This window comes from Streptomyces sp. NPDC022910, assembly GCF_055561075.1.
The window spans coordinates 92,839-106,726 of record NZ_JBVHHL010000027.1 but is presented as its reverse complement, the minus strand read 5'-3'; the positions used below and the strand labels follow the sequence as shown (position 1 = coordinate 106,726).

Sequence of the window (13,888 nt, the reverse complement as noted above, 5' to 3'; positions counted from 1 at the left end):
CGCAGGTTCGGCCCGTACTCCACCCGGCCGGCCCCGGCGCCCTCGGGCCGCTTCGCGGTGTGCACCCGCCCGCACTCGCAGGCCACCGCGTGCTGGTCGTACTGGACCACGCTCACGCTGACCAGCGGGATCTCGTGCTGCTGGTACCGGTCGGCCACGCCCAGGTCGGTAGCCGCGCCCAGGTCGGCGCCACAGTCGCACGTGCCCTCGGGGTAGCGGTCCTGGTGGTCGTCGAGTTCGTCCTGCTCGCGCCAGCGCAACGCGGTCCCCGACGCGCCGGGCTGTTTGCCCTTCGCCCGCCCGGAGGGCTTGGCGCGGCGCTCCTTGCGCGGCGGGGTCCGACCCGGGTCGTCGTCCTTCGAGGACGGCATAGAGGAGTTGCCGCTGTTGCGCGAGAGCAGATGCTGCAGCCGGGCCAGCTCCTCGGCCTGCTGCTCGAACTTCTCCATCAATTCAGCGAGTTGCGTAGACAACGCAGTGATCTGCGCGTCCTGACCAGCGATCACAGCCGCCTGTGCATCGATCCGAACCGCCTGGGCACGGGCGAGCGCAACCAGCTCACCGTGCGACAGCGACTCAAGATCGGACACAACAAGATCCAATCACACCGCCGCCCCACCTGTGCTCACAGGCCGTCATCAGCAGCCCGCGGCCATCACGCTCCGATTACCCGCTGAAGGTTTGCTCTGCGAGGTCGCCCGGCCCCTCGCCGGGCGACCTTCAGAAACGAAGGTTCGTTGAAGGTTCCGGCGATCAGGCGCTCACCTCATAGGCAGCCATCTCCAGCCTGTTCAAGGCAGTCGTCGCGTCAGCAGAAGGCTGTAGATGCTCGTGATAGTCAGGCCCCCTGTCGATCCGCTGTGGCATACGCCGCAGGGCATCAGCGACGAGCTGGCGAGCACGCTTCCGGTGGCCGGCCTCACCATGGCCCTCGGCGCGGAGCTGGGCGACGGCGACCCCCCACGGCACCGCCAGCGGATCATCACCCAGGAACCGGCCGATGTAGCGGACGGTGCAGATCTGCACCGCCATGCCCAGCCGGTGCGCGTCCGTACGCCGCAGCGCGATCAGGTCACGGTCGTCGTCATCGAGGAAGAAGAACCGCTCCAGCTCCGGACGCGTGGGCACCTGGGTGAACGTCCCGTACGCCTCGGCCTGCTCATCAGTCAGAAACTCCACCGGCATGAAGCGGACCGTAGTCAGCACCAACAGCCGCCCGGCGACCTTTCCGTGTACCCCAGTGGCAGCCGCATCCCGTGTGCCAGCCGACCATGATCAATCTCAGCGGCACTTTCTGTACCGCAACTACTCACACCAGGAGTTCGGCGACAGGACCCAGCGGCGCCTGATCGTCCGGCACCCCCAAGCGGGCGTCGCTCAGCTGAAGACGATCATCGAACCCTGGGCGAGGCTCCGCGTCGCCGCCGCGTGCAGGCCCAGCCAGACGTGCCGTTCGCGGGCGAACGGGCTCGGGTCGTACGGGGCGGGGAGCGCCGGTTCCTCCAACGCCGTGGGGGCGAGGGGGGCTTCCGGGGCGACGGGCGGGTTCGCCGGGTCGATGCCGATCGAGGGGGCGACGGACTCCAGCTCCCGCAACAGGGCCTGGGACGAACCCAACGGTCCGCCGCCCGCGAGCAGCTCGTCGTTCGACAGCGGCTGCGGGAAGTCCACCGGGACGTACGCGCCTGCGTGGTCGTAGTGCCACACCAGATGCGACTGCTGGGCCGTCGACTCGAACATCTCGAGGAGCTGCTCGTAGTCGCCGCCCAGCTCGTCGACCGGCGTCACCGCCAGACCGCACACCTGGAGCAGATAGGCGCGGCGCAGGAAGTGCAGGGCGTCGTAGTCGAAGCCCGCGACCGGCGCCACCTCACCGGTCAGCCCCGGCATGTACTGGTACACCGGCACCGGCGGCAGTCCTGCCTCGCCCAGCACCTTGTCGTAGAGGGCGAGTTCCTCCGCGAACGGATTGTCGGGCGTGTGGCACAACACGTCGACGAGCGGGACCAGCCACAGGTCACAGGCCAACAGTAAGCTCCTCGGGTTATCGGTGTGGTGCAGGCAGCGTAATGGGCGCGGGGTCCGGGCGCCTCAACCGTGCAGGTCCCATACCCACACGCCGCCGACCCACTTCCCGGGACGGCCCACCAGTTCGTCCACGGCCTGCCGTAGCTGGTTCTGGTACGGCTGCGGCGCCAGTACCAGCGCCCCCGCCTTCCAGTACGCGAAGTCGACGCGTGCCTGCGCCCGCCAGTTCTTGCCGATCACCGGGGCCACTCCGGTGAAGCTGATGTCGCGCAGCATGCTGGACGTGTAGCGGGGCGACGCGGTGTAGATGCCGATGCGCTCGCTGCCGTAGGGGCCGTTGAAGTAGCCGCCGGGCATGGTGAACGCGAGGCCCGCCGCGGTCTGCCAGTGCAGCGCCTCCGCATTGCCCGAGTCGGGCAGCGGAATCGGTACGAGCGTCTCGTCCTTGCCGACGTACGACTTCCACGTCCCGTCCGTGATGAAGGCCGGGACCTGGGCGCGTTCGACCGTCTTCAGCGGCGCCGGAAGGATGGGGATGAGTGCCGCCGCGACCGCGGTGAGGCCGATGAACTGGTTGCCGATGTTCGGCGTGCGCACCAGCCGCTCGACCGCCACCGCCAGCAGCATGCCGAGGGCGGGCGCGCAGACCATCGCGACCCGCCCCTCGATGACCGACTCGAACAGGGGCTTGTCCGCGAGCAGGGCCCACGGGCCGGGGACCGTGCTGTTGCTGAGCGGGATCCTGAAACGCGGACCCAGGGAGAGGAACGCGGCCGCCACCGCCGTGAAGGCCAGCGCCTTGACCAGGGCGTGCTCCCACACCCGTACGACGATCGCGAAGGCCAGGGCCACCAGCGGCCAGCCGTAGAAGGCGTTCTGCTCGGTGGGGTTCAGGGAGAGCGCGTTCGCGGTCACCTCGTTGCCCGCGACCAGCGAGCGCTCGGCGAAGGAGAGCAGGGCGAGCGGGCTGTTGCCCGCCTTGTCGCCGTGGAGCACGCTCTTGTAGCTCTGCGGACCGAAGAACTGCCAGTACAGAGGGAGCGCGACGAGCGGGAGGCACACCGCCCCGCCGATGGCCAGGCCCTTCAGCAGCGGTCGCCAGGCCGCCTTCGCCACGTCCCGGCGAACGACCGCGTACGCGCCCGCGAACAGCACCATGCCGAGGGACCCGAGCAGCAGCGGCTCCTCGCCGAGGAAGATCTGGTACGCCGCCATCAGCCCGAGGACCACCCCGTCCCGTACGACCCGTGTGCCCGCGCACAGGCGCAGCGCGCGCTCGATGATCAGCGGGATCATGAACAGGACGGTGAAGTTCGGGTGGGCGTTGGCGTGGCTGACCATCGGGGGCGCGAAGGCGGCGAGTGCCGCGCCGACGAAGGCCGCGCCCCGGTGCCGCACGACTCGTTTCACGATCAGCCGGTACCAGGCGGCGGCCGTGGCGCCCAGTCCGAGCGTCATGACGAGGGCGAGGGTGACCGCGGGGCCGAGGAGCAGCGTGACGGGTGCCAAGGGGACGGTCAGGCCCAGCATGACCGTGTTGGCCATGAGGTTCACGCCGTCGGGGTAGCCCTGGAGCGTGGTGAAGAGGGGGTTGCGGAGATGGGCCACGTTGTCGGCCGTCACCGCGAAGAACCACTCCCACTGGTTCTGGTCCTGGAGCGAGTCCGGGAGGTAGCGGTGGTTCGGGTCGGCCCAGCGCCCCGAGTACAGGCCCACCGACATCAGCAGGAACACGGCGACCGCGAGAAGGTCGGCGGGGCGGACGGAGCGGATCTTCAGGGCGGCGAGCTCGGCCAGGACGCGGGCGTAGTCGAGGGGGCGGACCTTGGAGCCCGGCTGATGCGCCCAGCGCACCGGCACCTCGGTGACCGGCCAGCCCGAGCGCCGGAAGTGCTGGAGTATCTCGACGTCGATGCCCCAGCCGCTGAGCCGTGATGCGGCGAACGCCTCGCGGACTCGGTCGCCGTCGAAGAGTTTGAAGCCGCACTGGGTGTCGCGTATGCCGGGAACTGCGATCCGTCGTATCAGGAGGTTCCCGGCCCGCCCGAGCAGTTCGCGGACGTGGCTCTGGTGCCGCTCTATGGTCGCGCCCGGCGCCGAGCGGGAGCCGATCGCCGCCGAGTGCCCCTCGGCCAGCGCCTTCTCCAGCGCCTCCAGTTCCTCGATCGGAGCGGCCAGGTCGGCGTCCGTGACCAGGACACGGCGGCCGTACGAGACGAGGACGCCCAAGCGCAGGGCGTGGCCCTTGCCTCGGTTGCGGGGGCTGGTGACGAGCTGCACGCGCCGGTCGCCGACCGAGGCGGCGGTGACGACGTTCCGTGTGCCGTCGGTGGACCCGTCGTCGACGACGACGACCTCCCACTCGCCGAAGCGGCCCTCGTTCTCGCGCAGGTACGCCACGATCGCGTCGAGGGTGGGTCCGAGCCGCTCCTCTTCGTTGTAGGCGGGGACGACGACGGACAGGTCGATGGAGATGGCCGGCATGTCCTCTATGACGTCCGCGGCCTTCGTCGCGCTCATCCGGCGGCCAGTCGCTCGAGCAGGGCGAGGGAGTGCGCGTTGTACGCGGCGACGATGGCCTGCGCGGCGGCGGGGCCGCGGCGAGCCAGCGCGTCGACGAGTTCGGTGTGCCCGGCCCAGAGGCGGCCCCTGAGGTCGGTGGCCTTGCGCAGATGCTGGACCGCGCAGACCCAGGACTGCACCCGCAGCCTGTGCAGGAAGTCGGCGAGGTAGAGGTTGCCGTACAGGGAGCTCAGCTCGCGCCAGAAGCGCAGGTCGTAGCCGATCAGGACGTTCAGCTCGCCGGCGGCGGCGGCGCGCTGCGCCTCCTCCCCGCGGCGGCGGACCGTGGCGAGGGCGGCGGCATGGCGGGGGTGGTCCGCGATGGCCTTGCCCTCGCCGTCGGCGAGGCGGTGGAAGATCCCGTCGGTGACGAGGCTGCGGGCCTCGATCATCTCGCGGTAGTCGTCGAGGGAGTAGGCGTGCACCTCGAAGCCGCGGTGCTGAACGGCGTCGAGGAGGCCCTGGGCCGACAGGTCGACCAGGGCCTCGCGGACGGGGGTCGCGGAGACGCCGTACTGCTCGGCGATCTCCTTCACCGTGAACTCCTGCCCCGGCTGCAACCGGCCGGCCAGCACCTCGTCGCGGAGCGCGTCCGCGATCTGCTGCCGCAAGGTGCTACGGGTGACCGCGCCATTGCCGGGCATCGTGGTCTGGATCCTCCATCCGCGGGCGGGTGCGTGTTCCTCATCGAGCACGTCACCTTACGCGGTGGGGGTTCCTGAGCGCCGCGCACGGCGTGGCGGCGTGCGGCGCGGTCCGGCAGGCGCCGGACCGTCATGCGGTGTACTCGTCCGCCACCGACAGCGCCGCGTCCAGGGCCGCGAGGCCCTCCTTCGCCTCCGCCTCCGTGATGGTGCAGGGCGGGACGATGTGCGTGCGGTTCATGTTGACGAAGGGCCACAGGCCGTTCGCCTTCGCGGCGGCGCCGAACGCGGCCATCGGCGCGTTCGCGTCGCCGGCCGCGTTGTACGGCACGAGCGGCTCCCGGGTCTCGCGGTTCTTCACCAGCTCCAGGGCCCAGAACATGCCGACGCCGCGCACGTCGCCCACCGACGGGTGCCGTTCGGTCAGCTCGCGCAGTCCCGGTTCGATGACCTGCGCACCGACGACCGCCGCGTTCGCGACGACGCCCTCCTCGGCCATCACGTCGATCGTGGCGACGGCCGCGGCGCAGGCCAGCGGGTGCCCCGAGTACGTCAGACCGCCCGGGTAGGGCCGCTTCCCGAACGTCTCCGCGATCTGCCCGGAGACGGCGACGCCACCGAGCGGCACATAGCCGGAGTTCACGCCCTTCGCGAAGGTCATCAGGTCGGGGGTCACCTCGAAGAGGTCCGCGGCGAACCACTCGCCGGTGCGCCCGAACCCGGCCATCACCTCATCGAGGACGAAGACGATGCCGTACTTGTCGCACAGGTCGCGGACGCCCGCGAGGTACCCGCGCGGCGGGACCATGATCCCGGCGGTCCCGGGGATCGTCTCCAGGATGATCGCGGCGATCGTCCCCGGACCCTCGAAGGCGATGGTGGTCTCCAGGTGCTCCAGCGCCCGCTCGCACTCCTGCTGCTCGGTCTCGGCGTAGAACCGCGAGCGGTACAGGAACGGCGCCCAGAAGTGCACCACGCCCGCGGAGCCGCTGTCGGAGGCCCAACGGCGCGGGTCGCCGGTGATGTTCACGGCCTGCTGGGTGCCGCCGTGGTACGAGCGGTACGCGGACAGCACCTTGGGCCGGCCGGTGTGGATGCGCGCCATGCGTACGGCGTGCTCGACCGCGTCGGCGCCGCCGTTGGTGAAGAAGATCCGGTCGAGGTCGCCGGGGGTGCGTTCGGCGATCAGCCGGGCGGCCTCGGAGCGGGCCTCGACTGCGAAGGCGGGCGCGAACGTGGTCAGCGTGGCGGCCTGCTCCTGTATCGCGGCGACCACCTTCGGGTGCTGGTAGCCGATGTTGGTGAAGACGAGCCCGCTGGTGAAGTCGAGATAGCGGTTGCCGTCGTAGTCCCAGAAGTACGACCCCTCCGCACCGGCGACGGCGAGCGGGTCGATGAGGTCCTGCGCTGACCAGGAGTGGAACACGTGCGCACGGTCGGCGGCCTTCACGGCAGCGCCGACCTCGGGGTCGGTCTGAGGGATCATGCGCGGAAGCGTAGGTGTCCGTGACACGGAGACGACATCGGCGTTCTGTTTGCGCTCGGGGGCTTTCAGCGACAGGTTGTCGCACGGGGCGATGCCCGGGGACCGCTTCGAGAAGCGTTCTCGCACGCGTACGGGTCGCGGTGGACCCCGCTGGAAGCGGATGCCCGACCCGTTACGGAACCGTAGACACCGCTCTGGCCGGCTCCCTCCTGCGGGGGCATTATTCTCGGGCTGTCGCAGGGGGGTAGCAGGGGGGCAGGTGACGCGGCGATGGAGAAGCTGGGGGCGGGGGATCCGCTGGGGGTCGCCCCGGGGCTCGAGCTCAGGGGGAGTGTCGGGGCCTATCGACTGCTCGCCCGGCTCGGGGCCGGCGGCATGGGGAACGTGTATCTGGCCCGCTCCGACCGGGGCCGTACCGTCGCCGTGAAGCTCGTGCGGCGCGAGCTGGCCGAGCAAGAGGAGTTCCGGGCGCGCTTCCGGCATGAGGTGCAGGTCGCCCGGCGTGTCGGTGGGTACTGGACCGCACCCGTCCTCGACGCCGACACCGAGGCCGACATCCCGTGGGTCGCCACCGGCTATGTCGCGGGCCCCACCCTCCAGACCGTCGTCTCACAGGACCACGGCGCCCTGCCGGAGCGCTCCGTGCGCATCCTGGCCGCCGGTCTCGCCCACGCCCTCCAGGACATCCACGCCGCCGGGCTGATCCACCGCGACCTCAAACCCTCCAACGTCCTGGTGACGATCGACGGGCCGCGGGTCATCGATTTCGGCATCGCCCGTGCCATGGAGACTCTCACCGGAGCGTGGCTCACGCGTACCGGAGCGCTCGTCGGATCGCCCGGGTTCATGTCCCCCGAGCAGGTGCGCGGCGACCGCGTCACGCCCGCATGCGACGTCTTCTGCCTGGGATCCGTCCTCGCGTACGCCGCCACGGGCGTCCTGCCCTTCGGCACCTCCGACAGCGGGGTGCACGCCCTGATGTTCCGCATCGCGCAGGGGGACCCCGACCTGGACGGCATGCCCGAGGAGCTCGCCGGTCTCGTGCGGGACTGCCTGCGCAAGGACCCGGCCGCCCGGCCCACCCCCGCGCAGATCCTGGAACGGACCGGCGCGGAGGACACGGTCTCCGGTGGCCGAAGCCGGGACCCCTGGCTGCCCGGTGCCCTGGTCGCCCAACTCGGCCGCCACGCCGTGCGGTTGCTGGACGTGGAGGATCCGCAGGAGGCGGCGGGGGCCGCAGGCCCGGTGAACTCGGCGGATGCGGCGGCCCAGGGGGCTGCGCCCGGAGCGGTCGGCGCCGACGGGGGTCCCGCGGCCTCCGGCGCCGGTGCCCCGCAGGCCCCCGTGGACCTCACCAAACAGCTTCCGGCGGCTCGGGCCCCGGAGGTCTCACCCGAGCACGCCCCCGCGCCCGACGCGGCGGACGGTGCCGCCCCGGCCCCGCCCGGCCGGCCCGGCGGCCTCGACCGGTTGCCCACCCAGGTGGCGGGCCCCGGCCGGACGCGTTCGGCGGGCGCTCCGCCGGCCGCCCACCCGGCCTACGGCCACCCGCAGCAGCACCCCCAGACCCCTGCGTACGGCTACCCGCAGAACGCCGACGGCTGGGGCGGCGCCCCGGTCCCCGGCTACGGTCCCGCCCTCGGCTCGACCCCGCCGTACGGGCCACCCCCGTACGGTTCGCCTCCCTACGGTGACCCGGGACAACAGGAGACCCGGCGCAGAAGCGGCCGCTCCACCACCGTACTGATCGTCGTCGCCCTGGTGGTCGCGCTCTGCGCGGGCGGCTCCGTGTACGCGCTCATGCGGGGCGGCGGGACCGGGACGAGCGGCGCCGCCGGTCCGTCGCGCACCTCCTCCGCGCCCACGACCCACGGCCCGACGACGCCCGCGCCCCCCACCCCGGCGAGCGCGAGCCCGACCACGCGGTCCCCCGCTGCGGGCGCCGTCCCCGACGCCTACCTCGGCACCTGGAACGCCGCCATCGACAACGCCAACGGGCACAGCACCCGCCGCCTGGTCGTCCAGCAGGGCGGGGTGGGTGACATGGTGCTCTCCCTGACCGCGGACGGCCCGCCCGGCAGCGGCACGTACCACTGCGTCTTCCAGGCGAAGCTGGCCGGGAGCCCCACTGCCGACGGTCCGTTGGAGATCGGTCCGTCCACGGTCACGGTCGGCCGTCCCGCTTCCTCCTGCACCCCGGGCGAGGCCACGGAACTGACGATCCTCCCGGACGGCCGCCTGAGGCGTGTGAACACGAGCACCGGCGAGTCCCTGACGTACACGAAGGCGGGCTGAACTCCCTTTACCCGCTTGCCTGTTGAACGTCACGCGAACTTCGGCGGACGGCTCCTGCGTGTGTCCGCCGACGGGCCGTACCGTGACCCCACGATCGGCTCCGGGGAGTAGCGGGGGACCCACGGTGCAATGGCTGAGTCCAGAGAACGTCGTGGCCGTGGGGACCGCGGTCCTCGGTGTCGTCGCATCCGGTGTCATGGTCTGGTACGAGCGCCGGGTACCGCGCCGCAAACGCGTCGGCTACCGCGTCCAGATGGACAACCCGATAGGTGACGACGTCCGCTCGGGCCGCGCGAACAGACGCCTCGGACTCTTCGACGAGACCCCGGGCATGGTGGACGCCACACTGGTCCTCCTCCGCATCGAGAACGACGGCTCGCAGAGCATCGACCGCGACGACTACACCGGCCCCGAACGCCATGGCCTGACCGCGGTCTTCACCGACCGCACCATCGGCGGTGTCTCGGTCACGCAGCCGACCGACACCGACCACCTCATGGACCACTTCACTCCGGAGCGGGGCTTCGGTTATGAGGGCAACAAGCTGCGCATACCTCGGGTCCCGCTCAACCGTGGCGACCACTTCAAGCTGCTCGTGCTGCTGTCGGGCGGCGATGTGGGCCGCGAGATACGGCTCATCGGCGGTATCCGGGACGGCGAGGTGCACCCCAACCGCAGTGCCACCCCGGACGACAAGGCGCCCCTGTTCAGCCGAGCGGCCCGGCTGATCAGCATCACCCTCACCCTCAGCGTCGTCACGCTGGCCGGCATCGTCATCGCCCGCGACGACAACCCGCCCCCCATCGGCTGCGCCCGCGGCTCCCTGACGATCAGCGGCTCCACTGCCTTCGCCCCCGTGGCACGGGAGCTGGCGAAGGAGTACGAGAAGAAGTGCGAGGGCTCCGACATCACGGTGGACGCGCGCGGGAGCGAGGCGGGCGTCGGTGAACTCGCCGCCCGGGGCGCCCGGTCGAAGGGCTCCCCGTCCATGATCGCGTTCTCCGACGGGCCCACGGCCGACGGGTCCCGTGACCTCGAGGGGAACAGAGTCGCGGTGCTGGCCTTCACCCTGGTGGTCAACCACGGCCTCGATCTCAAGGGCGGGCTCTCGCTGGCCGACGTACGCCGCATCTACCGCGGGCAGATCACACGCTGGAAGCAGCTCGACGCCCGCCTGCCCGATCTGCCCGTGGTGCTCGTCAGCCGCAACGCCGACTCCGGCACGCGGCAGATCTTCCAGCGGCAGGTGCTGGGCAGCTGGGAGCGGGCCCCCAGCACGTCGCTGGACTGTGTGCACAAGGACGACAGATCCGCCCCCGTCATGCGCTGCGAGCTCGACTCCACGCAAGAGGTGCTGGACAAGGTGGCCCAGATCCCCGGCGCCATCGGCTACAGCGAGCTCAACCTCGCCCTCGGCCACAAGGGCCTGCGCCGGGTGTCCCTGGACGGTGCCGTGGCCTCCGTCGAGGACATCGAGTACGGCAGGAGCGACTACCCCTATCGCGGGGTCGAGTACGCCTACACCTACCGCCGCCCGTCCGCGGGATCTCTCGCCGCCGGTTTCCTCGCCTACCTCGGTCAGGGCGTCGGCGAGACCGTGATCCGGGCCCACGGCCATCTGCCGTGCTCAGCGCGGGCGGTGCTGCCCCTGTGCGCCGACGACGGAGGAGGAACCTGACGCGTACGCGGCTCCCGGTGGGACGACGGGCCCCTGCGGTGTCTGGTGGGACGACTGGTTCGTCCCGCGGCTCCCGGTGGGACGACGGGCCCCTGTGGTGTCTGGTGGGACGAGCGGCTCGTCCTGTGGTGTCCGGTGGGAGGACCGGTTCGTCCCGCGGCTCCCGGTGGGAGGGCGGCTCGGTCCTGTGGTGTCTGGTGGGAGACCGGCCCTGCGGTGTCCGGTGGGACGACTGGTTCGTCCCGCGGCTCCCGGCGGGACGACCGGCCCCTGCGGTGTCCGGTGGGACGAATGGCTCGTCCTGCGGTGTGCGGTCGGACTACTGGCTCGTCCTGTGGTGTCCGGTGGGACGACTGGCTCGTCCTGTGGTGCCGGCTGTCTCACCTCGGCTCCGGCGGCCGCTGACGGGGCATGTTCGGCCGGGCTCCGTTCGGCGGCGCGAACCTTCCCGGCACCACCCCGTCCGCCCGCGGCGCGGTCATCCCCGTCGACTGGATGCCCAGCGGCCCCGACCGCGTCCGGAACTCCACCATCCAGTCCGCCGTCTCCGCCCGCACCAGCTCCGTCACGTCCTCCGAGAACCGCCGCAGCACCGAAAGGCAGCGCTCCGCGGCCTCCCCGGCGGTCCCCTCCGTCGGCCCCAGCACCTCCCGCACGCACTCCGACGCCCAGTCGAACTGCAGCGCCTGCAGCCGCCGCTGCACGGCCTGCGCGGTCGCCACGTCCCTTATCCATCCGGACGTCACACCGAAGAACCGGTCCCCGGCGACACAGGCCGCCCCCAGCAGCAGCGACAGATACGCCCACGGCGCGACCCCGCGCGCCACCCCGGTCAGATCGAGCAGCGGCAGCGCGGCCCCGCACACGGCCCCGGCCGCCGCGCCCCCGCGCAGCACCAGCGCCCCTCGCCGTTTCCACACCCGGTTCGCCAGATACCAGGCCGCCGTCTCCAGCGCCCGCTGCTCCACCCACCGGTACAGCTCGTCGAGCCGCCGTGCGGGCTCGCCCCAGTCGCCGTGCGGGAACGGCCGCCCCGCCAGGTCGTCCGGCCGGGGCCCCGCCGCACCGTCGCCCCGCCCGTCCTGGACCGGACCCTCGGGCTGCATCTCCGGCTGACTCACCCGGCACTCCCTACGTACGGCTGTGACGTTCCGCGATGCGCACTCCGCGGAGCGCCCGGCGCCCACGTCGCGCACGCTTCGCAATGTGCTCGTGACGCATGGTGCTGAAGCGCCGGACCCTTCCTACCGCCCAATGGGTGGCGAGCACCCGGGTTTCACCTCTTTTCCGCCCGGAAGTGGGCCCTGGGTCAGGTACAGGACGGCGGCCAATCTCACTCGAAAGAGTGCCGTCGTGGTGCCGGACCGGGTCCGGACGGACTACCGGAGCGATCGTCCCGGTGACCACGTAGGCTCGTGCCAGGCGGCAAAACCCGCCCTGACAGCCGCACGAAACCCTGACAGCCGTACCGTACGAAACCAGGAGCTGATCGTGATTCCCGGTGGTGGCCAGCCCAATATGCAGCAGTTGCTCCAGCAGGCCCAGAAGATGCAGCAGGACCTCGCGAAGGCGCAGGAGGAGCTGGCGCGGACCGAGGTCGACGGCCAGGCGGGCGGTGGTCTGGTGAAGGCCACGGTGACCGGTTCCGGCGAGCTGCGGGCCCTGGTCATCGATCCGAAGGCGGTGGACCCGGAGGACACGGAGACGCTCGCCGACCTGATCGTCGCGGCCGTCCAGGCGGCCAACGAGAACGCGCAGACCCTCCAGCAGCAGAAGCTCGGCCCACTGGCCCAGGGCCTGGGCGGCGGCATCCCCGGCCTGCCGTTCTGAGTCCACCGGCCCGTCCCTTCTAAGAAAGGCGAGGGCCAACTACCGTACGTACCAAGAAACCGAGCCCGGCTACCGTACGTACCGACGCTCTCCAGGAAAGGCAGTCCGTTGTACGAAGGCGTGGTCCAGGACCTCATCGACGAGCTGGGGCGGCTGCCCGGCGTCGGTCCCAAGAGCGCGCAGCGGATCGCCTTCCACATCCTGCAGGCCGAGCCGACCGACGTACGTCGGCTCGCCCAGGCGCTGCTCGAGGTGAAGGCGAAGGTCCGCTTCTGCGCGACCTGCGGCAACGTCGCGCAGGAGGAGCTGTGCGGCATCTGCCGTGACACACGCCGCGACACCTCGGTGATCTGCGTGGTGGAGGAGCCGAAGGACGTCGTGGCGATCGAGCGGACCCGCGAATTCCGGGGCTGCTACCACGTCCTGGGCGGCGCGATCAGCCCGATCGAGGGCGTGGGGCCGGACGACCTGCGTATCAGGGAGCTCCTCGCGAGGCTGGCCGACGGTACGGTCACCGAGCTGATCCTGGCCACGGACCCGAACCTGGAGGGCGAGGCCACGGCCACGTACCTCGCCCGGATGATCAAACCCATGGGCCTCAAGGTCACCCGCCTGGCCAGCGGCCTCCCGGTGGGTGGCGACCTGGAATACGCGGACGAGGTCACCCTCGGCCGCGCCTTCGAGGGGAGACGACTCCTAGATGTCTGACGCCACGCTGCACTCCACGACGCAGGACCCCGACGACTTCGCGGTGCAGATCGCGGACCAGATCGAGAGTTTCCTGGTCGCCGTCACGGAGGTCGCGAAGGGCGACGAGCCGGACTCGGCCATTCCGTTCCTCCTGCTGGAGGTCTCCCAGTTGCTCCTGGCGGGCGGCCGCCTCGGCGCACACGAGGACATCGTCCCGGACGAGCGCTACGAGCCGGACTCCGGCCCGGATCCGGACGCGGACGACCTGCGCGAACGCCTCGCCGCCATGCTGGACCCGGTCGACGTCTATTCGGAGGTCTTCGACCCGTACGAGCCGCGCAGGGCGCCCGTCCCGGCCCGCATCTCCGACGACCTGGCGGACGTCATCACCGACCTGCGCCACGGCATGGCCCACTACCGTGCCGGCCGCACCACCGAGGCCATGTGGTGGTGGCAGTTCTCGTACTTCTCCAACTGGGGCTCGACGGCGTCCGCGACGCTCCGCGCGCTCCAGTCCCTGGTCGCGCACGTGCGGCTGAACCAGCCCCTGGAGGAGCTCGACGGCCTCGACACCGACCAGGACCTCGGCGAGGAGGCCCTCGCCGAGGAGGCGGGCAGGGTCATGGCCCGGGAGATCGCGGGGCCGCTGGGGCTGCGGCCGGTCAAGTAAGCCGG

Annotated in this window: 11 protein-coding genes and 1 pseudogene; 5 read left to right on the top strand and 7 right to left on the bottom strand. The window is 71.3% G+C overall.

Annotation, left to right across the window (positions count from 1 at the left end; all coding sequences use genetic code 11):
- From ACZ3TS_RS24745 to ACZ3TS_RS24720, 6 genes and pseudogenes are all read right to left on the bottom strand, one after another.
- On the bottom strand, positions 1-590 hold a 590-nt coding region (locus ACZ3TS_RS24745; protein ID WP_467621614.1), incomplete at its 3' end, for a DUF6444 domain-containing protein.
- A 363-nt stretch (positions 591-953) separates the two neighbouring features.
- Positions 954-1,185 (bottom strand): annotated as a pseudogene (locus ACZ3TS_RS24740) (DUF4158 domain-containing protein); the annotation flags it as partial.
- A 192-nt stretch (positions 1,186-1,377) separates the two neighbouring features.
- Positions 1,378-2,028, bottom strand: coding sequence for a hypothetical protein (locus ACZ3TS_RS24735; protein WP_467621612.1), 651 nt, complete (start codon positions 2,026-2,028; stop codon positions 1,378-1,380).
- A 63-nt stretch (positions 2,029-2,091) separates the two neighbouring features.
- Entirely contained in the window at positions 2,092-4,548 is a 2,457-nt protein-coding gene (locus ACZ3TS_RS24730) for a dolichyl-phosphate beta-glucosyltransferase (RefSeq protein ID WP_467621610.1), read from the bottom strand.
- Complete coding sequence (locus ACZ3TS_RS24725) at positions 4,545-5,234, bottom strand: GntR family transcriptional regulator (protein ID WP_467621634.1); 690 nt, start codon at positions 5,232-5,234, stop codon at positions 4,545-4,547. Before ACZ3TS_RS24725 ends, ACZ3TS_RS24730 begins: the two co-directional genes overlap by 4 nt.
- 130 nt (positions 5,235-5,364) lie before the next feature.
- Positions 5,365-6,720, bottom strand: coding sequence for an aminotransferase class III-fold pyridoxal phosphate-dependent enzyme (locus ACZ3TS_RS24720; RefSeq protein WP_467621608.1), 1,356 nt, complete (start codon positions 6,718-6,720; stop codon positions 5,365-5,367).
- A 270-nt stretch (positions 6,721-6,990) separates the two neighbouring features.
- Here ACZ3TS_RS24720 and ACZ3TS_RS24715 point away from each other — a divergent pair, with 270 nt between their 5' ends.
- Together ACZ3TS_RS24715 and ACZ3TS_RS24710 are read left to right on the top strand one after the other, a co-directional pair.
- A complete protein-coding gene (locus tag ACZ3TS_RS24715) occupies positions 6,991-9,015 on the top strand; it encodes a serine/threonine-protein kinase (RefSeq protein WP_467621605.1) in 2,025 nt (674 codons plus the stop codon).
- 124 nt (positions 9,016-9,139) lie between these two features.
- Positions 9,140-10,693, top strand: a complete 1,554-nt coding sequence (locus tag ACZ3TS_RS24710; RefSeq protein WP_467621604.1) for a PstS family phosphate ABC transporter substrate-binding protein — start codon at positions 9,140-9,142, stop codon at positions 10,691-10,693.
- Between the two features lie 380 nt (positions 10,694-11,073).
- Here ACZ3TS_RS24710 and ACZ3TS_RS24705 read toward each other — a convergent pair whose 3' ends face one another.
- Entirely contained in the window at positions 11,074-11,814 is a 741-nt protein-coding gene (locus ACZ3TS_RS24705; protein ID WP_467621601.1) for an SLATT domain-containing protein, read from the bottom strand.
- Positions 11,815-12,184: 370 nt separating this feature from the next.
- Between ACZ3TS_RS24705 and ACZ3TS_RS24700 the strand changes: the two genes are divergently transcribed.
- From ACZ3TS_RS24700 to ACZ3TS_RS24690, 3 genes are all read left to right on the top strand, one after another.
- Entirely contained in the window at positions 12,185-12,523 is a 339-nt protein-coding gene (locus ACZ3TS_RS24700) for a YbaB/EbfC family nucleoid-associated protein (RefSeq protein ID WP_467621598.1), read from the top strand.
- A gap of 108 nt (positions 12,524-12,631) precedes the next feature.
- Entirely contained in the window at positions 12,632-13,231 is a 600-nt protein-coding gene (gene recR / locus ACZ3TS_RS24695; RefSeq protein ID WP_467621596.1) for a recombination mediator RecR, read from the top strand.
- A complete protein-coding gene (locus ACZ3TS_RS24690; RefSeq protein WP_467621594.1) occupies positions 13,224-13,883 on the top strand; it encodes a DUF5063 domain-containing protein in 660 nt (219 codons plus the stop codon). Before recR ends, ACZ3TS_RS24690 begins: the two co-directional genes overlap by 8 nt.
- Positions 13,884-13,888: the final 5 nt, after the last annotated feature.